The sequence below is a fragment of the Castellaniella denitrificans genome (assembly GCF_042653765.1).
Taxonomy (GTDB): Bacteria; Pseudomonadota; Gammaproteobacteria; order Burkholderiales; family Burkholderiaceae_B; genus Castellaniella; species Castellaniella denitrificans.
This window is the reverse complement of the sequence record NZ_JBHSEZ010000004.1, coordinates 76,527-96,132: the sequence shown is the minus strand read 5'-3', so window position 1 is coordinate 96,132 and position 19,606 is coordinate 76,527. Positions and strand designations below refer to the sequence as shown.

Genomic DNA, 19,606 nt, shown 5'->3' with positions numbered 1-19,606 from the left:
CGAGTGACGGATTCTGTAGCATAACCGATAAACGGGCTGCTTCAGGATGGCCGGTCTTCCTGATAAGGGTTGGCAATGCCCTGGGCGGCCAGGATGCGGGCCTCCAGGGCTTCCATGCGTTCGGCCTCGCCGGTTTCGATGTGGTCGTGGCCCAGGGCGTGCAGCACGCCGTGGGTGACCAGGTGGGCGGCGTGATGCAGCAGGGGCTTGCCCTGTTCGGCCGCCTCGCGCTCCAGCACCGGCAGGCAGAGCACGATGTCGCCGCTGATCAGGCCGCCCGGATCCGCGCCGTATTCGAAGGTCAGGACGTTGGTGGCGTAGTCCCGGCCGCGCCAGGCGGCGTTCAGTTCGCGGCCTTCCTCGGCGTCGACGATGCGCAGGGTCAGGGCCACGGGGCTGCCGGCGCGGGGGTCCGGGGGCGCCAGGGCGAAGGCCAGCGCGCGGCCCACCCAGCGCCGCAGGCGCCAGCGCGGCAGCGCCGGGGCCTCGGCCGCGTACTGGACCGACAGGGCGAACTCAGGATACATGGTCGCCCGCCCGTTCGTAGGCCTCGACGATGCGGCCCACCAGCGGGTGGCGCACCACGTCGCGGCTGGTGAAGCGGGTCTGGGCGATGCCCGGCACGTCGTCGAGCACGTCCAGGGCATGCAGCAGGCCGCTCTGGTGGCCCTTGGGCAGGTCCACCTGGGACGGGTCGCCGTTGATGACGGCCTTGCTGCCGAAGCCGATCCGCGTCAGGAACATCTTCATCTGTTCCGGCGTGGTGTTCTGCGCCTCGTCGAGGATGATGAAGGCGTGGTTCAGGGTGCGTCCGCGCATGTAGGCCAGCGGGGCGATCTCGATCGTCTGTTTCTCGAACAGGCGCTGCGTGCGTTCGAAGCCCAGCAGGTCGTACAGCGCGTCGTAGAGCGGCCGCAGGTAGGGATCGACCTTCTGGACCAGGTCGCCGGGCAGGAAGCCCAGGCGCTCGCCGGCCTCCACGGCCGGTCGCGTCAGCACCAGCCGGGACACCGATTCGCGTTCCAGGGCGTCGATGGCGCAGGCCACGGCCAGCCAGGTCTTGCCGGTGCCGGCCGGCCCGACGCCGAAGGTCACGTCGTGCTTCAGGATGGCGTTCAGGTAGTCGCGCTGGCGCGGGGTGCGCGGCCGCAGGTCGGACTTGCGGGTGCGCAGGTTCAGGCTGGCGTCGTCCACCGGCGGCAGTTCGGGCAGATCCGGCGCGCCGTCGGGGGCCCCGCCCGCGCGGGCGCCCAGTTCCACCAGGCCGAGCTGCAGCGTGTCCAGCGACAGCGGCGTCTGGGCGGCGCGTTCGTGGAACCAGCGCAGTGCCCGGGCGGCCGGGCGCGCCTGGGCGCCCCGGACGGTGAAGCGGGTGCCGCGCCGGCCGATCTCCACCCCGTAGGCCTGGGCGATCTGGCGCAGGTTCTCGTCCAGCGGGCCGCACAGGCTGGACAGGTGGTCGTTGTCGGCCTCCAGGTGGAGGGTCACCGGCCGCGCGGCCTTCGAGGGGGCTTCCGGGGCCGTCCCGGTGGCGCGGCGGGCCGTGGCCATCGGACTGCCTTTCGTGCTCATGCCGCTCCCCGGGCGGCGCTCGTCTCGGCCGAATCGGTCGTGACGATTTCGCCGCGCAGGGTGTTGGCCAGGGCCTCGGTGATGCGCACGTCGACCATCCGGCCGATCAGGCGCGGCTGGCCGGCGAAATTGACGATGCGGTTGTTTTCCGTGCGGCCTTTCATGTCGCGGGGGTCCTTTTTCGAGGGGCCTTCGACCAGCAGGCGCTGGACGCCGCCGACCATGGAGCGGCTGATGGCGGCGGCCTGGTCGTTGATCAGGGCCTGCAGGCGGTGCAGCCGGTCGAGCTTTTCGGCTTCCGGCGTGTCGTCGGGCAGGTCGGCGGCCGGGGTGCCCGGGCGGCGCGAATACACGAAGGAGAAGGACTGGTCGAAGCCCACGTGGCGCACCAGGTCCAGCGTCTTCTGGAAATCGGCCTCGGTCTCGCCGGGGAAGCCGACGATGAAGTCCGAGGACAGCGTCATGTCGGGCCGCGCGGCGCGCAGGCGGCGGATGATGGACTTGTATTCCAGGGCCGTGTAGCCGCGCTTCATGGCGGCCAGCACCCGGTCGCTGCCGGCCTGGACCGGCAGGTGCAGGAAGGGGACGAGCTTGGGCAGCCGGCCGTGCGCCTCGATCAGCCGCGCGGTCATTTCCTTGGGGTGCGAGGTGGTGTAGCGGATGCGTTCGATGCCGGGGATGTCGTGGACGTAGTCCAGCAGCATGGCGAAGTCGGCGATCTCGCCGTGCTCGCCGGCCGGTCCCCGGTAGGCGTTGACGTTCTGGCCCAGCAGGGTGACTTCGCGCACGCCCTGGTCGGCCAGGTCGGCGATTTCCACCAGCACGTCGTCGAACGGCCGCGAGACTTCCGCACCCCGGGTGTAGGGCACGACGCAGAAGCTGCAGTACTTGCTGCAGCCTTCCATGATGGAGACGAAGGCCGCCGGCCCATCGACACGGGCGGGGGGCATGGCGTCGAACTTCTCGATTTCCGGGAAGGAAATGTCCACCTGGGACTGGCCGGTGGCGCGGCGCCGGTCGATGAGTTCCGGCAGGCGGTGCAGGGTCTGCGGGCCGAACACCACGTCCACGTAGGGCGCGCGGCGCACGATGGCCTCGCCTTCCTGGCTGGCCACGCAGCCGCCCACGCCGATCACCAGGTCGGGGTTTTGCCGTTTCAGGTGCTGCACGCGGCCCAGGTCGGAAAAGACCTTTTCCTGGGCCTTTTCGCGCACCGAACAGGTGTTGAAGAGGATGATGTCGGCGTCGTCCGGGGTCTGGGTCAGTTCCACGCCCTTGGCCGCGTGCAGCACGTCGGCCATTTTCTCGGAGTCGTATTCGTTCATCTGGCAGCCGAAGGTGCGGATGAACAGCTTCTTCACGCGACCGGGCTCCGTGGGCCGCAGCAGGGCGGCCAGGGCCCGGTCCTGGGCGGGGTCGGCGGGGACGTTCGTGGAAGCGGGCGCGGCGCCGGGGCGCCGCAGGGTGGTTTCTTGCATGATGGCTGCCGTGACGGGTTTACATCCCGGGGGCGTGAAGTGGCGAGTGTTTCATTTTACTCGAAGCCCCGGGGCGGGGCCCGCGCACTGGCCGCCGCCGGCCGTGCTGGTGTTGGAGGGAGGTGTTCCGGGAACTGGCGCGGCATCGCGTCCCGGCCACCCCTGTCGCGGGATTGCTGAATCTACATCAAGTCGCGCATTCGTAGATTTTTGTAAATTGTGCACATGCTTGTTTCAACGTTTCCGCTGTCTCCCTCCGGCTCAGCCGCCGGAGAAGCGGCCCAGGACGGTCATCCCGCCCGGTACCACGGCCTGAACCTGGGGGTCGAAGAATACGAAAGCCTGGTCGCGCGGCTGATGGACACCACGGTCGAAGCCATTTGCGGGCTGGAGAAATCGGGCCGCTGCATCTTCGTCAACCGGGCTTGCGTGCAGTTGCTGGGCTACGAGCATCCTCGCCAGCTGATCGGCAAGAATTTCCACGAATTGGTCCATAACCGGCATGAGGATGGCCGGCCCTATCCCCTGGAAGCATGCCGCATGCGCCAGCGGGCGTCGGCGGGCGAGGTCGCGCACGTCGACGACGAGGTCCTGTGGCGCCGGGACGGCACCTGTTTCCCGGTGGAATACTGGTCCTATCCGATCCTGCGCGACGGCAGGCTGGCCTTCATCCTGGTGACCTTCCTGGACATCAGCGAGCGCCGCGCCCAGCAGCGGGCGCTGGCCTACCAGGCGACGCGGGATTCGCTCACGGGCTTGCTGAACCGGGGGGAATTCCTGCGGCGGCTGGGAGAGCGCGCGCATGCGTGCGCGACGGCGCCCTGGACCCTGGTGATTTCCAACCTGGACGGCTTCAAGGAAGTCAACAGCGTGCTGGGGCAGGATGTCGGCGACCAGGTGCTGCAGGAAGCCGCCCGGCGCTTCCAGGCGGTCCTGGGGGACGATTGTCCGCTGGCCCGGTGGGGCGGGGACGAATTCGTCTTCGTGCTGACCACGGTCGACGCCGATCGGGTCGCCGGGCAGGTCCGCGGCCTGCTGGCGGCCATTCGCGAACCGTTCCAGCTCAACGAGCTTCAGGTGCGCATCAGCAGCAGCTTCGGCCTGGCCCTGTACCCGGATCATGCCCGGGACCCCGATGAGCTGATCCGCTGCGCGGACGCGGCGATGCGCCGGGCCAAGCGCGACGGCCTGGGACTCGCCGTCCTCAGCGCCCAGGATCGCGAGCACATGAGGCACCGGGTGCTGCTGCGCGGCGAATTGCGGACGGCCCTGGCCCAGGGCCAGTTCCTGCTGCATCTGCAGCCCAAGGTGGTCCTGGACCGTGGAAGCGCCTCCGGGGGCCGGCCGGTGGTGGGCTTCGAGGCCCTGGCGCGCTGGCGGCATCCCAGGCACGGCCTGATTCCCCCGGCCCGGTTCATTCCCACGATCGAAGTCAGCGACCTGATCCATCCCTTCACGCGCTGGGTGGCCGACCAGGCCGTGGCCTGCTGCGCCCGCCTGCAGGCCATACAGCCGGGGGTGGGCATGGCGGCGAACGTATCGGCGCGCAATCTGCTGGATGCCGGCTTCGCCCGGCAGATCGGCGATGCGCTGGCGCGCCACGGGGTGGAGCCCGGCCTGCTGGAACTGGAGGTCACCGAGAGCGCGATCATGGCCGATCCGGTGCGCGCGCTGGAAATACTGTATGAACTGCGCGCCCTGGGCGTGCGGCTGTCGGTCGATGACTTCGGTACAGGCTATTCCTCGTTCGCCTGCCTGAACCGGCTGCCGGTGGATGCGCTCAAGCTCGATCGCTCCTTCGTCACGCCCATCACGACCAGCGCCAGCATGCGGCTGATCGTGCAATCCATCATCGAGATGGGGCACGCCCTGGGGCTGAAGGTGATCGCCGAAGGGATCGAGACACCCGAAGCGCTGGAGCTGCTGCGTGACATGGGTTGCGACGTCGGCCAGGGCTATCTGATCAGCCGGCCGATGCCCGAGGATGCGGCGCGGGCCTGGCTGCGCGGCGCCTCCGCCGGCGGGCCCCCGGAGGACGCCGGGACTGCGTGGCGGAAGCCGTAGGAGAAGTCGTCATGGAATTGTTCACCTGGAGCGATGCGTTCGAAACCCGGATCGAGACCGTCGATGCGCAGCACCGGCAGTTGATCGACTTGATCAATCGCCTGATCGCCTTGTGCATGTCCACCGAGGATGTCCGGCCCTGCGACCTGGAGTCGGCCCGTGCCGCCGTGCTGGCGTATGCGCGGGTCCATTTCCGCGAGGAAGAGGAATGGATGGAGTCCATCGGCTGCGATCCCCGGCATGTGGAGCAGCACCGCGAGGCGCACCATGCCTTCGTCCACGAAGTCGAATCGCTGGGGGCCTGCGACCGCGAGATGTCGGGGCGCCATCTGAATTACTTATTGGGTTTTCTGACCAATTGGATCAGCTACCACGTCCTGAGCGTGGACATGAGCATGGCGCGGCAATGCCGGGCCATCCAGGCGGGCAGGCATCCGGCGGAGGCCTACGACGAGGATTTCCGGTTCATGCTGGAGAGCCGCGCCGACCCCTTGCTCAAGGCCCTGAGCAGCCTGATGCATCTGTTCATGCGGCGCAACGAGGAACTGCGGGAAACCAATCGGGACCTGGAGGCCCGCGTACGGGCCCGCACCGCCGACTTGCACGCCACCAACCGCAGGCTGGAACGGCTGTCCACCCACGATGACCTCACGGGCCTGCCCAATCGCCGCTTTGCGCTCGCGGCCCTGGACGATGCGTGGGAGCGGATGTGCAGCGCCGCCACGCCGGTGTCCGTGCTGGCGCTGGACATCGACCACTTCAAGCCGGTGAACGACCAGTTCGGCCATGCCGCGGGGGACGACCTGCTGCGTCACGTGGGCGCCTGCCTGCGCAAGATCGTGCGTGGTGGCGACATCGTCTGCCGCATGGGCGGGGACGAGTTCCTCATCATCTGCCCCGGCACTCCGGAAGATGGAGCGGCCCTGGTCGCCCGCAAGATCCTGGATGGCCTGTCCGGCAGCCGCGCGGAGGGCGCGCGGGGCTGGAGCGGGTCATTGAGCATCGGGGTCGCCCAGGCCCGGCCGGCCATGGACGGACCGGATGAGCTGCTCCAGTGCGCGGACGAGGCGCTGTACCGCGCCAAGGCATGCGGCCGGGGGTGTTTCGTGCGGCACGGCGACGCGCCGGGCCCGCGGAGCGCCGGGTAGGGCGCGTCCCGCCTTACCCGAGTTCGACCTCGGGCCCGTCCTTCTTCACCGGCTTGACCAGGTCCTCGCGCTTGATGCCCATCCACATCGCCAGGGCGGCGGCCACGAACACCGACGAATAGATCCCGAACCAGATCCCGATCGTCAGCGCCAGCGAGAAATTGTGCAGCGTCGGCCCGCCGAAGAAGAACATCGACAGCACCATCATCTGCGTCGAGGCGTGCGTGATCACCGTCCGGGAGATGTTCTGCGTGATCGACGCGTTGATGATCTCGCGCACCGAGGCCTTGCGCTGCTTGCGGAAGTTTTCGCGGATCCGGTCCATCACCACCACGGATTCGTTGACCGAATAGCCCAGCACCGCCAGCACCCCCGCCAGCACCGACAGCGAGAATTCCCACTGGAAGAAGGCGAAGAAGCCCAGGATGATCACCACGTCGTGCAGGTTCGCCAGCGCGCACGAGGCCGCCAGCTTCCACTCGAAGCGCACGGCCAAGTACACCATGATGCCCACCACCACGAACAGCAACGCCATCAGGCCGTTGTGCAGCAGTTCCTGGCCGACCTGCGGTCCCACGAATTCCACCCGGCGCAACTGCACGTCGGCGTTCTGGGCCTGCAGGGCCGACAGCACGGTGCGGCTCTGGGCGGCGGTGTCCTCGTTCGGGCGCACCGGCAGGCGGATCATCACGTCCTGCGAGGTGCCGAAGTTCTGCACCTGGAAGTCCGAATAGCCCAGCGCGTCGATCGCCGTGCGGATCTCGGCCACCGGTGCGGACTGCTCGTAGTGGACTTCCATCACCGTGCCGCCGGTGAATTCGATCGACAGGTGGAATCCCCGGGTGGCGATGAAGAAGACGGCGGCCAGAAAGGTCAGCAGGCTGATGATGTTCAGGATCAGCGCATGCCGCATGAACGGGATGGTGCGATGGATGCGGAAGAATTCCATGATGTGTCCTGGGGTGCGGTGTGAACAGGCCCTGAGCCCGTCAGTCCTGCTTGGGTTTCCAGATCTGGCCGATGGAGATCGTCTTCAGCTTGCGCTTGCGGCCATACCACAGGTTCGCCAGGGCGCGCACGCCGACCACCGACGAGAACATCGAGGTCAGGATGCCGATGCAGTGCACCACGGCGAAGCCGCGTACCGGCCCGGTGCCGAAGGCCAGCAGGGCGACACCCACGATCAGGCTGGTCAGGTTGGAGTCGAAGATCGTCGCCCAGGCGCGGTCGAAGCCCAGGTGGATGGCCTGCTGGGGCGGCAGCCCCGCGCGCAGTTCCTCGCGGATGCGCTCGTTGATCAGCACGTTGGCGTCGATCGCCATCCCCAGCGTCAGGGCGATGGCGGCGATGCCGGGCAGGGTCAGCGTGGCCTGCAGCATGGACAGCACGGCCAGCAGCAGCAGCACGTTGAAGCTCAGGCCCAGCGTCGAGAACAGGCCGAACAGGTGGTAGTACAGGATGATGAAGATCGCGATGGCGGTGAAGCCGTACAGCGTCGAGTCGAAGCCCTGCCGGATGTTGGCGGCGCCCAGGCTGGGGCCGATGGTGCGTTCCTCGATGATGTGCATCGGCGCGGCCAGCGATCCGGCGCGCAGCAGCAGGGCCACGTCGGCGGCTTCCTGGGCGGTCATGCTGCCGGAGATCTGCACCTGGCCGCCGGGAATCTCGGAACGGATCACCGGGGCGGTGACGACCTCGCCCTTGCCGTTCTCGAACAGCACGATGGCCATGCGCTTGCCGATGTTGTCGCGCGTCACGTCGCGGAAGATCCGCGCGCCCTTGGAGTCCAGCGTCAGGTTGACGGTGGGCTGCTGGGTCTGGTGGTCGCGGCCGGGCTGGGCGTCCTGCAGGTTCTCGCCCGTCAGGATCACCTGGCGGCGCAGCAGCAGCGGACGGCCGTCGCGGTCGTTGTAGCGTTCCAGGCCGAAGGGCACGCGGCCCGAGGCCAGGGCGGCCATGGCGGTGGGCGAGTCGTCCACCATGTGGATTTCCAGGGTGGCGGTGCGGCCCAGGATGTCCTTGGCCTTGGCCACGTCCTGGACGCCGGGCAGCTGGACCACGATGCGGTCGCCGCCTTGCTGCTGGATCACGGGCTCGGCCACGCCGAGCTCGTTGATCCGGTTGTGCAGCGTCTGGATGTTCTGCTTCAGGGCGTTGTCCTGGACCTGGGTGATGGCGGCCGGGCTGAGCGTGCCGTCCACCAGCCACTGGTCGCCGGATTGGCCGGTCGTGAAGACCATTTCGGGCATGGCGCGGCGCAGCGTGTCGACGGCGGCGTCGCGGTCGGCCTGGGTGGCGAAGGTCGCGCGCACCGACTGCTGGTTGCGTTCGACGTCCTCGGCCTTGATCTTGGCGTCGCGCAGGGTGGTCCGGGCCTCTCCGGCCATGGAGTCGTAGCGGCCGGTCAGGGCGCCCTGCATGTCCACCTGGAGCAGGAAATGCACGCCGCCGCGCAGGTCCAGGCCCAGGTACATGGGGTGGGCGCCCAGGGCCGTCAGCCAGTTCGGCGAGGCCGACATCAGATTCAGGGCGACCGTGTAGTCGGGGTTCTGCGGGTCCGGGTTCAGGACCTTTTCGAGCTGGTCCTTGGCCTTGAGCTGCGTATCGGTGGAGTCGAAGCGCAGCCGCACCGTGCCGACCGGGCCGTTCATCTCGAACGAGCCGGCGGTCGGATGCAGCCCGGCCTGGTCCAGGACCTGCTCGGCCCGGGCCAGGGTGTTCTGATCGACCTTGACGGCCGTCTTGGCTCCCGCGATCTGGACCGCCGGCGATTCACCGTAGAGGTTGGGCAGCGTGTAGAGCACGCCGATCAGGACGGCGGCCAGAACGATGAGGTATTTCCAGAGAGGGTAGCGGTTCATGGTCGATCAGGTGGGGCGGGTCTGGAGAGACGAGGCGCCCGGTGGGGCGCCCGCCGGGCGGATTAGGACCTGTTCACCCTCATCAAGGGGATCGCGTTGGGCCTGAGCGCTGTCGAGCGCAAGGCGTCCACCGCAGCAAGACTCGATGTCTTGCGAGGATGGACAACGCAGCGGGCGGCGGCGCTCAGGCCCAACCCTACGGGAAGGCATGAAAAATCCGCCTGCCCTGCGTTGCCCATCTTGCGCGTATGGACATACGCGCTGCGCCGGGCGCCTTGTTCAGCCAAATTTTTCATGCCTTCGCGACCCCTTGATGAGGGTGAACAGGTCCTAGAGCGACTTGATCGTGCCCTTGGGCAGCACGGCCGTGACGGCGCTGCGCTGCACGATGGTTTCCACGGCCTTGTCGCCCGACTGGGCGATTTCGACGGTCAGGTAGTTGTCGCTGACCTTGCTGATCTTGCCCAGCATGCCGCCCGTCATGATGATTTCATCCCCCTTGGCCAGGGCTTCGACCATCTTTTTGTGGTCCTTTTGGCGCTTCATCTGCGGACGGATCATCAGGAAGTACAGGATCACGAACATCAGGATGATGGGCAGCATGCTCATCAGCGGGTTCGCTTCGCCCGCGGCCTGGGCCGGGATCAGGGTCAGGGTGTCGACGAGGGACATGGAGGCTCCTGCGGTGTCGGTGGGGTTCGATGGATGGACATGGGCCGGACGACATCCGGCGCATGAATGAAATTAACTCTTGATTGTAGCGGGATATCCGCCTGCCCGCGTTCCCGTCCTCATTCGATGCCGCGCGCCCGGTCCCGGTGGAAGGCCTCGCGCCAGGACTCGAAGAGGTCCTCCTCGATGGCCGCGCGCATGTCTTCCATCAGATGCAGGTAGAAATGCAGGTTGTGCAGGGTGTTCAGGCGGGCGCCGGTGATTTCCCCGGCGCGCTGCAGGTGGTGCAGGTAGGCGCGCGAGAAATGTCGGCAGGTGTGGCAGCCGCATTCCGGGTCCAGCGGACGGGTGTCGTCGCGGTAGCGGGCGTTGCGGATCTTGATGTCGCCGTGGCGCGTGAACAGCCAGCCGTTGCGCGCGTTGCGGGTGGGCATGACGCAGTCGAACATGTCCACGCCCCGGCTCACGCCCTCGACCAGGTCCTCGGGCGTGCCCACGCCCATCAGGTAGCGCGGCGCCTGCGCCGGCATGCGCGGGGCCACGTGGGCCAGCACGCGCATCATGTCTTCCTTGGGCTCGCCCACCGACAGGCCGCCGATGGCGTAGCCCTCGAAGCCGATCTCCGTCAGCCCGGCCAGGGACTCGTCGCGCAGGTCCTCGTACATGCCGCCCTGGATGATGCCGAACAGGGCGTTGGGATTGCCCAGGTCCAGGAAGGCCTGGCGCGAGCGGCGCGCCCAGCGCAGCGACATGCGCATCGAGGCGGCGGCCTCCTCGTGGGTGGCGGGGCGCTCGCCGATGCGGTAGGGCGTGCATTCGTCCAGCACCATGGCGATGTCGGAATTCAGGCTGCGCTGGATGCGCATCGATTCCTCGGGCGTCAGGAACAGGCGCGAACCGTCGATGGGCGAGGCGAAGCGCACGCCTTCCTCGGTGATTTTGCGCATGCCGTCCAGGCTGAAGACCTGGAAGCCGCCGGAATCGGTCAGGATCGGGCGGTCCCAGCGCATGAAGCCGTGCAGGCCGCCGTGGCGGTCCAGGATGTCGGTGCCGGGGCGCAGCCACAGGTGGAAGGTGTTGCCCAGCACGATCTGGGCGCCGATCTCCTCCAGTTCGTGCGGCAGCATGGCCTTGACGCTGCCGTAGGTGCCCACGGGCATGAAGATCGGCGTCTGGACGACGCCATGGTTCAGCGTCAGGCGGCCGCGCCGGGCGGCGCCGTCGGTGTGCAGCAGTTCGAATCGGAGTCCGGTCATGGGGTCGGGGCCTTGGGCTGGTCTGCGTCGGCGAGGCCCTGGGCGGCCTCGATGAACATGGCGTCGCCGTAGCTGAAGAAGCGGTAGCGCGACTGTACGGCGTGGGCGTAGGCGCGGCGGATGGGCTCCATGCCCGCCAGGGCGGACACCAGCATCAGCAGCGTCGATTGCGGCAGGTGGAAATTGGTGATCAGGGCGTCGACGTGGGCGAAGCGGTAGCCGGGCGTGATGAACAGCCGGGTGTCGCCCTCGCAGGCGTGCTCGCCGTCGCCGTCGTGGGCGGCGGCTTCCAGGGACCGCACGCTGGTGGTGCCCACGGCGACCACGCGGCCGCCGCGCGCGCGGGTCTCGCGGATGCGGCGCAGGGTGTCGGCCGGCACGACGTAGCGTTCGGCGTGCATGACGTGTTCGCTGATGCGTGCGACGCGCACCGGCTGGAAGGTGCCGGCGCCCACGTGCAGGGTGACGAAGGCCCGTTCCACGCCCATGGCCTCCAGGCGGTCGAGCATGGCCTGGTCGAAATGCAGGCCGGCGGTCGGCGCGGCCACGGCGCCCGGCTTGTCGGCGTAGACGGTCTGGTAGCGCGCCTCGTCCTCGCCGTCGGCGCCGTGCGTGATGTAGGGCGGTAGGGGCACGCTGCCGTGGCGTTCCAGCAGTTCCAGCACGGGGGCGGGGAAGGCCAGCTCGAACAGTTCGTCCCGGCGGCCCAGGACCTCGGCCTCGAAGGCGCCGTCGGCCAGCGCCAGCCGCGTGCCGGGATGGGGCGACTTGCTGGCGCGCACGTGGGCCAGGGCGCGCCGGGGTTCGGTGATGCGCTCGACCAGGACTTCGACCTGTCCGCCGCTGTCCTTGCGGCCGCGCAGCCGGGCCTTGATGACCCGGGTGTCGTTGAAGACCAGCAGGTCGCCGGCCCGCAGCAGGCCGGGCAGGTCGGTGAATTGCCGGTCGTGCAGGCCGCCGGCGCCGTCCAGGTGCAGCAGCCGGCTGGCGTCGCGCCGCGCGGCGGGATGCTGGGCGATGAGTTCGGGGGGCAGTGCGTAGTCGAACTGGGAAATGTCGAGGGAATCGGTCACGGGCGGGCCGGGCGCGGGCGAGGGCGTCCGGGGAAGGAAAAGGTCAGGGGGATGGAAACCGGGGGTATTTTAGTCCGATGCGCCGGCATGCCGGCCGGCCGGCGCATCGGGGACGCCCGCTTTGGATTATGCTGGCGTTTTTTGACGCCGGGCCGCCCCGAGGCGGAAGCGTCCCCCCGGGGATGAGCCGGGGCACGAAAGAGTTCCTGCGGACTATTTCGAGCCAGACGCATCCGGGCAGCATGCAAGCTGCGAGGTGGGCGCGAACCGAGGGCGCGGCGCGGGGCATTCTTTGAGCGGGTGATGGCATGCGGCTGGCGGGATGGATGGTGCGGGGATCGGGGTGGCTGCGGCGCCTGGGCGCGGGACTGGCGGCGTGCCTGCTCGCGGGTGCGTCGCTGGGGGCCGGCGCGCAGGCCCTGCCGCCGGAACTGCAGAAGGCCTGGAGGGCCACGAAGCTGCCGCTGTCGTCCCTGTCGCTGGAAATCCGCGAGGCCGGCGGGCCGGTGATCGCCCGCGTCCAGGCCGACGAGCCGCGCAACCCGGCCTCGGTGATGAAGACCGTCACCACCTGGACCGCGCTCTCGGCCCTGGGGCCGGACTACGTCTGGCGCACCCGCTTCCTGTCCGATCCGGGCGCCCGGGTCGACGAGCAGGGTACCCTGCAGGGACCGCTCTACGTCCAGGCGGCCGGAGACCCCTGGTTCCGCCAGGAAGACCTCTGGAACATGCTGCGCGAACTGCGCCTGCGGGGGGTGAAGAACCTGTCCGAGGTCATCGTGGACCGCAGCCGCTTCGGCGACGTGGCCATCGATCCGGGCGATTTCGACGATTCGCCGGATCGCCCCTATAACGCCAGCCCCGATGCGATGATGGTCAACTTCGGCGCGACCCGGGTGGTGTTCCTGCCCGACGCCAAGTCGCGCCAGTGGATTCCCCTGCTCGATCCGCCGACCCGCGACGTGCGCGTCGAGGGCCGGCTCGAGTGGCTGGATGGCGCCTGCAAGGGCTCGCCCGTCGTGGCGGCCGACGTGCGGCCCGAGGGGCCCCAGTCGGTCATCCGCGTTTCCGGCAAGGCGGTCGGCGAATGCGGCGAATTCAGCGTGTACCGCCTGGCCGGGAACCAGGGCGACCATTTCGAGGCGCTGTTCCGCCTGCTCTGGCGCGAACTGGGCGGCACGCTGTCGCGCGGCATCCGCGACGGCCGCGCGCCCGCGCGGGCCGCGACGCTGGCCTGGCACGATTCGCCCTCGCTGGCCGACGTGATCCGCCAGATCAACAAGTACAGCAACAACGTCATGGCCCGCATGACCCTGCTGACCCTGGGCGCGGAACTCAACGGCCCGGGCGCCACGCCCGACAGCGGCGGCCGGGCGGTCCGGCAGATCCTGAAGAACCAGGGCGTGGACACGGCGGGCTGGGTGCTGGACAACGGTTCGGGCCTGTCGCGCCAGGGCCGCATCACGGCGCGCGGCCTGGCGCAGATGCTCGACGCGGCCTGGCGCTCTCCCCTGATGCCAGAATTCGTTTCCTCGCTGGCGATCTCCGGGGTGGACGGCACGGTGCGCCGCCGCCTGCGCTCGGAAGACACGCGCGGCCAGGCGCACCTGAAGACCGGCACCCTGCGCGATTCGCGCGCGCTGGCCGGCTACGTACGCGGCGCCAGCGGCAAGCGCTACATCCTGGTCAGCCTGGTCAATAATCCGGGCGCGGCCGCCGTGCGGCCATTCGACGACGCCCTCGTCGAATGGCTGGCGGCGCGCTGAGCCGCGCCCTTTCTCCCTGTCCTTGGCGCCGGGCGGATGCCCGGCACTGTTGACATCCTATTAGTTTATTTCTAAATTAATATGAACTAAATTAATGAGCGCGTGAGGCGGAGTCGTGCCGATCGAGCCCGGGACGATTCGTCTTGACAGAGGAGACAACATGACCACCGCGCATTTGGACACCTTCGCCCGCGACAACCTGCCGCCGCCCGAACAGTGGCCCGTGTTCCTGTTCGAATTGCCCGAACTGCGCTTTCCCGAGCGCCTGAACTGCGCCACCGAACTGCTCGACCGCCACGTCGCCGAGGGGCGGGGCGGCCGCGTCTGCATCCGCGCGCCGGGCGTCACCTGGACTTACGCGGATCTGCAGGAGCGCGCGAACCGCATCGCCCACGTGCTGGTCCGGGACATGGGCCTGGTGCCGGGCAACCGCGTGCTGCTGCGCGCGCCCAACAACCCCATGCTGGCGGCCTGCTGGTTCGCCGTCATGAAGGCGGGAGGCATCGCGGTGGCGACGATGCCGCTGCTGCGGGCCAAGGAATTGAAGGCCGTCCTGGAGATCGGCCGGATCACGCACGCCCTGTGCGACGCCACCCTGGCCGAGGAAATGGACCTCGCGGCGCGGGCATGCCCCGTGCTGCGGCAATTGCGGTATTTCAAGCAGGACGGCCCGGACGGCCTGGAGGCCGCCATGGCGCGGATGCCGGCCGAATTCCGGAACGTCGAGACGGCCGCCGACGACACCTGCATCCTGGGCTTCACGTCCGGGACCACGGGCGTGCCCAAGGCCACCATGCATTTCCACCGCGACGTGATGGCGATCTGCGACTGCTGGCCCAAGTACGTGCTGCGGCCCGTGGCCGACGACGTGTTCATCGGCAGCCCGCCGCTGGCCTTCACCTTCGGCCTGGGCGGACTGTTGCTGTTTCCGCTGCGCGTGGGGGCTTCCGTGGCGCTGCTGGAGAAGGCCGGCCCGCCGCTGCTGCTCGAAGGCATCCGCGAGTTCGGCGCCACGGTGGTGTTCACCGCGCCCACCTCGTACCGGGCGCTGGCGGCCCACGGCGCCGAACTGCGGCGCACCCCGTTGCGCAAGTGCGTGTCGGCGGGCGAGGCGCTGCCGGCCGCCACGCGCGCCCTCTGGAAAGAGGCCACCGGCATCGAGCTGATCGACGGCATCGGCGCCACCGAAATGCTGCACATCTTCATTTCGCACGACGAAAGCAACGCCCGGCCCGGCGCCACCGGCAAGCCCGTGCCCGGCTACCGCGCCAAGGTGGTGGACGACGCCGGCCGGGAAGTGCCCCCGGGCACCGTCGGCAGGCTCGCCGTGCGGGGCCCCACGGGCTGCCGCTACCTGGCCGACCCGCGCCAGAAGACCTACGTGCGGGACGGCTGGAACCTGACCGGCGACGCCTACCTGATGGACGCCGACGGCTACTTCTTCTATCAGGCGCGCACGGACGACATGATCGTCTCGTCGGGCTACAACATCGCCGCGCCCGAGGTCGAGGAGGTCCTGATGCAGCATCCCGCCGTGGCGGAGTGCGCCGTGATCGGCGTGCCCGACGCGGACCGCGGCCAGATCGTCAAGGCCTTCGTGGTCCTGCGGCCCGGGCATGCGCGGGACCAGGCGATGGTCAAGACGCTGCAGGATTTCGTGAAGGCGACGGTCGCCCCCTACAAGTACCCGCGCGCCGTCCAGTTCATGGATGCGCTTCCCCGCACCCAGACCGGCAAGCTGCAGCGTTTCAGGCTGCACGAGATGGATTGAGCGGGGCCGCCGGGCGATGTCCGGAAGGGTTTGTTCTATGCTTGAGGCCGATGGTTTCCACCGGCGCGAGGCGGCGGGATCCGGTATGGCCAACAATTCGATCGAAAGGAGAGGGCGCGCGTGACCGCTCATGCCAAACATTTCCGTCTGGTGCAGTCCCTGGGCGATGATCAAATCGGCCTGGAGGCGCGCGCGCAGATCGATGATCACATGGAAACCAAGATCTGGCTGCGCCTGCTGGCCTGCAGTACGCAGATCGAGCATCAGATCCGCGACCTGCTGCGCGTGCGTTTCGCGACCAGCTTGCCCCGGTTCGACTACCTGGCCCAACTGGACCGGCATCCGGAGGGCCTGCGCATGAACGTGCTGTCTCGCTACCTGATGGTGACCGGCGGCAACGTGACCGGCCTGACGGACCAGCTCGTCAAGGAAGGACTGGTGCGCCGCATCGTGAATCCGGAGGACCGCAGATCCTGGCGGGTGGCCTTGACCGACAAGGGGCGCGCCGAGTTCGCGGAGATGGCCGCCGAGCACGAACGCTGGCTGGTCGAAATGTTCAAGGGCCTGCCCGCGGAGAGCCGGGACGCCTTGTACGAGCACCTGGGTCACCTGCGGGTCCATCTGGCGAACCGCCGGGTCGAGGTCGAAGCCGAGGCCGCGCCGCGTGTCTCGAAGCAAAAGGGCGGCAAGCCGTTCGACTGATCCGGCGGGGATGCCGCCGTCCGATTCGGCATCCTGCCCGCATTTACTTTACAAATAAATTAAATATAAATAAACTAAACCCATACGATGATACGAGGAGACATGAGATGAAGATCGTTTGCATCGGGGGCGGGCCGGCCGGCCTGTATCTAGCCCTGCTCATGAAGAAGCTGGACGCGCGGCACGAGGTCGTCGTCGTCGAGCGCAACCGGCCCTACGACACGTTCGGCTGGGGCGTGGTGTTCTCCGACGCCACCATGGACAACATGCGGCAGTGGGACCGCGAGACGGCCGACGAGATCCAGGAAGCCTTCAACCACTGGGACGACATCGAGCTGCGCTTCAAGGGGCGCGCCATCCGCTCGGGGGGGCACGGTTTCGTGGGGATCGGCCGCAAGAAGCTGCTGAACATCCTGCAGGCCCGTTGCGAGCGGCTGGGCGTCGAACTGGTCTTCGAGACCGAGGTGGAGTCCGACGAGGACTATCCGGACGCGGACCTGATCATCGCCAGCGACGGCATCTTCTCCAAGATCCGGGGCAAGTACGCCGACACCTTCCAGCCGGACATCGTCACGCGCCCGAACCGCTACATCTGGCTGGGCACGAACAAGCTCTACGACGCCTTCACCTTCGACTTCCGCAAGACCGGGCACGGCTGGTTCCAGGCGCACATCTACAAGTTCGACGAAAAGACCACCACGTTCATCGTCGAGTGCCCCGAGCATGTCTGGCTGGCGCACGGCCTGGACAAGGCCGACCAGCAGCAGTCGATCGCCTTCTGCGAAAAACTGTTCGACGAGGGCAACCTGGAAGGCGCGAAGCTGATGACCAACGCGCGCCACCTGCGCGGGGCGGCATGGCTGAATTTCCAGCGCGTGGTGTGCGGACAGTGGTGGCTGAAGAACGCGCACGGCAGCCACGTCGTGCTGATGGGCGACGCGGTGCACACGGCGCACTTCGCGATCGGCTCGGGCACCAAGCTGGCGATCGAGGACGCCATCGAGCTCACGCGCCAGTTCCAGTTGCTGGGCGACGACGCGGCGCACATCCCCGAGGTGCTGGCCGCCTACCAGGAAGCGCGCCGCATCGAGACCCTGCGCCTGCAGAACGCGGCCTGGAACGCGATGGAATGGTTCGAGGTCTGCGGCGAGCGCTATTGCGACCAGTTCGAGCCCGAGCAGCTCATGTATTCCATGCTGACGCGCAGCCAGCGCATCAGCCATGAAAACCTGCGCCTGCGCGACAAGGAATGGCTGGAAGGCTACGAACGCTGGTTCGCCGAGCGCGCCCGCGCGACCGCGCCGGACGGCCGCGCCACGCCGCCCATGTTCACGCCCTGGACGGTGCGGGGCCTGACGCTCAAGAACCGTGTCGTGGTTTCGCCCATGGCCCAGTATTCGGCGGTGGACGGCACGGTGGGCGACTATCACCTGGTGCACCTGGGCGCGCGCGCCCAGGGCGGCGCCGGCCTGGTGTTCGCCGAGATGACCTGCGTCAGCGCCGAAGGCCGCATCACCCCCGGCTGCCCCGGGCTGTACAAGCCCGGGCACACGGCGGCGTTCAAGCGCATCGCCGACTGGATCCACGACAATACCGACGCCAAGTTCGGCATCCAGATCGGCCACGCCGGGGCCAAGGCGTCCACGCGCCGGGCCTGGGACGGCATCGACCAGCCGCTGCCGGAGGGCAACTGGCCCCTGATCTCCGCCTCGCCGCAGCAGTACCTGGAAGGCGTGAGCCAGGTCTCGCGGGCCATGACGCGGGACGACATGGACGAGGTCAAGGCGCAGTTCGTGGCGGCCGCGCGCGCCGCCGACGAGGCCGGCGCGGACTGGCTGGAACTGCACTGCGCCCACGGCTACCTGCTGTCGTCCTTCATCTCGCCGCTGACCAATCACCGGACGGACGAGTATGGCGGCTCGCTGGCCAACCGGCTGCGCTATCCGCTGGAGGTGTTCGAGGCGGTGCGCGCGGTCTGGCCCCGGGACAAGCCGATGTCGGTGCGCATTTCCGCGCATGACTGGGTCGAGGGCGGCATCACGCCCGCGGATGCCGTGGAGGTCGCCCGCGCTTTCAAGCAGGCCGGCGCGGACATGATCGACGTGTCCTCGGGGCAGGTGAGCAAGCGGGAAAAGCCGGTCTACGGGCGCATGTTCCAGACGCCGTTCGCCGACCGGATCCGCCAGGAGGCGGGCATCGCCACGATCGCGGTGGGAGCGATCAGCGAGGCCGACCACGTCAACAGCATCCTGGCCGCGGGCCGCGCGGACCTGTGCGCGGTGGCGCGGCCGCACCTGGCCAATCCGGCCTGGACGCTGACCGAGGCCGCCCGGATCGGCTATATCGGCGCCGAGTGGCCCAGGCAGTACCGCTCGGCCAAGCAGCAGATGGAAAGCAACTTCGCGCGGGAAAAGGCCCTCCAGGCCGCGGCCGCGCAGGGGCACTGAATGGACGCCGGAAAGACGATCGTCCGCCATGCGCTGGTGACCGGCGGCGGCCGGGGCATCGGCGCGGCCATCGCCCTGCGCCTGGCGGCCGACGGCCTGCGGGTGACGGTCCTGGGGCGGAACCGGGGGCCGGTCGAGGCCCTGGCGGCCCGGGATTCCGGGCGCCTGCATGCCGTGACCGCCGACGTGGCCGACGCGGCGCAGGTCGCCCGCGCGCTGGCCGACGCCCAGGCGCGCTTCGGACCGGTGCAGGTGCTGGTCAACAACGCCGGCCAGGCGGAAAGCGCGCCTTTCCTGAAGACCGACGCCGGCCTGTGGCAGCGCATGCTGGCGGTGAACCTGACGGGGACGATGGTCTGCACGCAGGCCGTCCTGCCCGGGATGCTGGAGGCCGGCTGGGGCCGCGTCGTCAACGTGGCCAGCACGGCCGGGCTGGCGGGCTACGCCTATGTGTCGGCGTATTGCGCCGCCAAGCACGGCGTGGTCGGCCTGACGCGCGCGCTCGCCCTCGAACTGGCCGCCCGCGGCGTCACCGTGAACGCCGTCTGCCCCGGATACACCGACACCGATCTCGTGCGCGAGAGCGTCGCGCGCGTGGCGGCGAAGACCGGACGCGATCCGGGCGACGTGCGTGCCGAATTCGCGAAGACCAATCCCCAGGGCCGCCTGGTGACGCCCGGGGAGGTGGCCGACGCCGTGTCCTGGCTGTGCGGCGAGGGGGCGGGCGCGGTGACCGGGTTGTCGCTCCCCGTCTGCGGCGGCGAGGTCATGCAGTGACGCGCGATGCGCGCAAACG

General features: G+C 68.7%; 15 protein-coding genes. 7 read left to right on the top strand and 8 right to left on the bottom strand.

Translation table 11 applies throughout. The annotated features are described in order from the left end of the window. Positions 1-41: 41 nt before the first annotated feature. The 3 genes from ybeY to miaB are packed head-to-tail and all read right to left on the bottom strand — an operon-like array spanning position 42 to position 3,050. Entirely contained in the window at positions 42-527 is a 486-nt protein-coding gene (gene ybeY, locus ACFO27_RS06485) for an rRNA maturation RNase YbeY (RefSeq protein ID WP_376816597.1), read from the bottom strand. Continuing rightward, entirely contained in the window at positions 517-1,551 is a 1,035-nt protein-coding gene (locus ACFO27_RS06480) for a PhoH family protein (RefSeq protein WP_376816881.1), read from the bottom strand. The genes ybeY and ACFO27_RS06480 overlap by 11 nt, the downstream gene beginning before the upstream one ends. 17 nt (positions 1,552-1,568) lie before the next feature. Next, on the bottom strand, positions 1,569-3,050 hold the full coding sequence (miaB, locus tag ACFO27_RS06475; RefSeq protein WP_376816596.1) for a tRNA (N6-isopentenyl adenosine(37)-C2)-methylthiotransferase MiaB: 1,482 nt from the start codon (positions 3,048-3,050) through the stop codon (positions 1,569-1,571). Positions 3,051-3,275: 225 nt separating this feature from the next. Here miaB and ACFO27_RS06470 point away from each other — a divergent pair, with 225 nt between their 5' ends. Next, positions 3,276-5,114, top strand: coding sequence for a sensor domain-containing protein (locus ACFO27_RS06470; RefSeq protein ID WP_376816595.1), 1,839 nt, complete (start codon positions 3,276-3,278; stop codon positions 5,112-5,114). Positions 5,115-5,125: 11 nt separating this feature from the next. Then, entirely contained in the window at positions 5,126-6,262 is a 1,137-nt protein-coding gene (locus tag ACFO27_RS06465; RefSeq protein WP_376816594.1) for a GGDEF domain-containing protein, read from the top strand. A gap of 13 nt (positions 6,263-6,275) precedes the next feature. Here ACFO27_RS06465 and secF read toward each other — a convergent pair whose 3' ends face one another. The 5 genes from secF to queA all read right to left on the bottom strand — a co-directional run bounded on the left by secF (position 6,276) and on the right by queA (position 12,124). Next, entirely contained in the window at positions 6,276-7,211 is a 936-nt protein-coding gene (gene secF / locus ACFO27_RS06460) for a protein translocase subunit SecF (protein ID WP_376816593.1), read from the bottom strand. 40 nt (positions 7,212-7,251) lie between these two features. Beyond that, the gene (gene secD, locus ACFO27_RS06455) at positions 7,252-9,123 is read right to left on the bottom strand and encodes a protein translocase subunit SecD (RefSeq protein ID WP_376816592.1); all 1,872 of its coding nucleotides are present in this window, start codon (positions 9,121-9,123) and stop codon (positions 7,252-7,254) included. 330 nt (positions 9,124-9,453) lie between these two features. Continuing rightward, positions 9,454-9,795, bottom strand: coding sequence for a preprotein translocase subunit YajC (gene yajC, locus ACFO27_RS06450; RefSeq protein ID WP_376816591.1), 342 nt, complete (start codon positions 9,793-9,795; stop codon positions 9,454-9,456). Positions 9,796-9,914: 119 nt separating this feature from the next. Further along, on the bottom strand, positions 9,915-11,051 hold the full coding sequence (gene tgt, locus ACFO27_RS06445) for a tRNA guanosine(34) transglycosylase Tgt (RefSeq protein WP_376816590.1): 1,137 nt from the start codon (positions 11,049-11,051) through the stop codon (positions 9,915-9,917). Next, on the bottom strand, positions 11,048-12,124 hold the full coding sequence (gene queA, locus ACFO27_RS06440; RefSeq protein ID WP_376816589.1) for a tRNA preQ1(34) S-adenosylmethionine ribosyltransferase-isomerase QueA: 1,077 nt from the start codon (positions 12,122-12,124) through the stop codon (positions 11,048-11,050). Before queA ends, tgt begins: the two co-directional genes overlap by 4 nt. 308 nt (positions 12,125-12,432) lie before the next feature. On the opposite strand from queA, the gene dacB reads away from it, so the two are divergent. From dacB to ACFO27_RS06415, 5 genes are all read left to right on the top strand, one after another. Continuing rightward, positions 12,433-13,890, top strand: coding sequence for a D-alanyl-D-alanine carboxypeptidase/D-alanyl-D-alanine endopeptidase (dacB, locus tag ACFO27_RS06435; protein ID WP_376816588.1), 1,458 nt, complete (start codon positions 12,433-12,435; stop codon positions 13,888-13,890). Between the two features lie 160 nt (positions 13,891-14,050). After that, positions 14,051-15,661 (top strand): AMP-binding protein, encoded by a 1,611-nt coding sequence (locus ACFO27_RS06430; RefSeq protein WP_376816587.1) that lies wholly within the window; start codon positions 14,051-14,053, stop codon positions 15,659-15,661. 120 nt (positions 15,662-15,781) lie between these two features. Beyond that, entirely contained in the window at positions 15,782-16,363 is a 582-nt protein-coding gene (locus tag ACFO27_RS06425) for a MarR family winged helix-turn-helix transcriptional regulator (RefSeq protein ID WP_376816586.1), read from the top strand. 107 nt (positions 16,364-16,470) lie between these two features. Continuing rightward, positions 16,471-18,810, top strand: a complete 2,340-nt coding sequence (locus tag ACFO27_RS06420) for a bifunctional salicylyl-CoA 5-hydroxylase/oxidoreductase (protein ID WP_376816585.1) — start codon at positions 16,471-16,473, stop codon at positions 18,808-18,810. After that, entirely contained in the window at positions 18,811-19,587 is a 777-nt protein-coding gene (locus ACFO27_RS06415; protein ID WP_376816584.1) for an SDR family NAD(P)-dependent oxidoreductase, read from the top strand. It abuts the gene before it with no gap. Positions 19,588-19,606 lie beyond the last annotated feature (19 nt).

What these genes read in the sequence shown, in the direction of transcription:
- ybeY (WP_376816597.1), bottom strand. Translation starts at nt 527, where the DNA reads ATGTATCCTGAGTTCGCCCTGTCGGTCCAGTACGCGGCCGAGGCCCCG.
- ACFO27_RS06480 (WP_376816881.1), bottom strand. Translation starts at nt 1,551, where the DNA reads ATGGCCACGGCCCGCCGCGCCACCGGGACGGCCCCGGAAGCCCCCTCG.
- miaB (WP_376816596.1), bottom strand. Translation starts at nt 3,050, where the DNA reads ATGCAAGAAACCACCCTGCGGCGCCCCGGCGCCGCGCCCGCTTCCACG.
- ACFO27_RS06470 (WP_376816595.1), top strand. Translation starts at nt 3,276, where the DNA reads ATGCTTGTTTCAACGTTTCCGCTGTCTCCCTCCGGCTCAGCCGCCGGA.
- ACFO27_RS06465 (WP_376816594.1), top strand. Translation starts at nt 5,126, where the DNA reads ATGGAATTGTTCACCTGGAGCGATGCGTTCGAAACCCGGATCGAGACC.
- secF (WP_376816593.1), bottom strand. Translation starts at nt 7,211, where the DNA reads ATGGAATTCTTCCGCATCCATCGCACCATCCCGTTCATGCGGCATGCG.
- secD (WP_376816592.1), bottom strand. Translation starts at nt 9,123, where the DNA reads ATGAACCGCTACCCTCTCTGGAAATACCTCATCGTTCTGGCCGCCGTC.
- yajC (WP_376816591.1), bottom strand. Translation starts at nt 9,795, where the DNA reads ATGTCCCTCGTCGACACCCTGACCCTGATCCCGGCCCAGGCCGCGGGC.
- tgt (WP_376816590.1), bottom strand. Translation starts at nt 11,051, where the DNA reads ATGACCGGACTCCGATTCGAACTGCTGCACACCGACGGCGCCGCCCGG.
- dacB (WP_376816588.1), top strand. Translation starts at nt 12,433, where the DNA reads ATGCGGCTGGCGGGATGGATGGTGCGGGGATCGGGGTGGCTGCGGCGC.
- ACFO27_RS06430 (WP_376816587.1), top strand. Translation starts at nt 14,051, where the DNA reads ATGACCACCGCGCATTTGGACACCTTCGCCCGCGACAACCTGCCGCCG.
- ACFO27_RS06420 (WP_376816585.1), top strand. Translation starts at nt 16,471, where the DNA reads ATGAAGATCGTTTGCATCGGGGGCGGGCCGGCCGGCCTGTATCTAGCC.
- ACFO27_RS06415 (WP_376816584.1), top strand. Translation starts at nt 18,811, where the DNA reads ATGGACGCCGGAAAGACGATCGTCCGCCATGCGCTGGTGACCGGCGGC.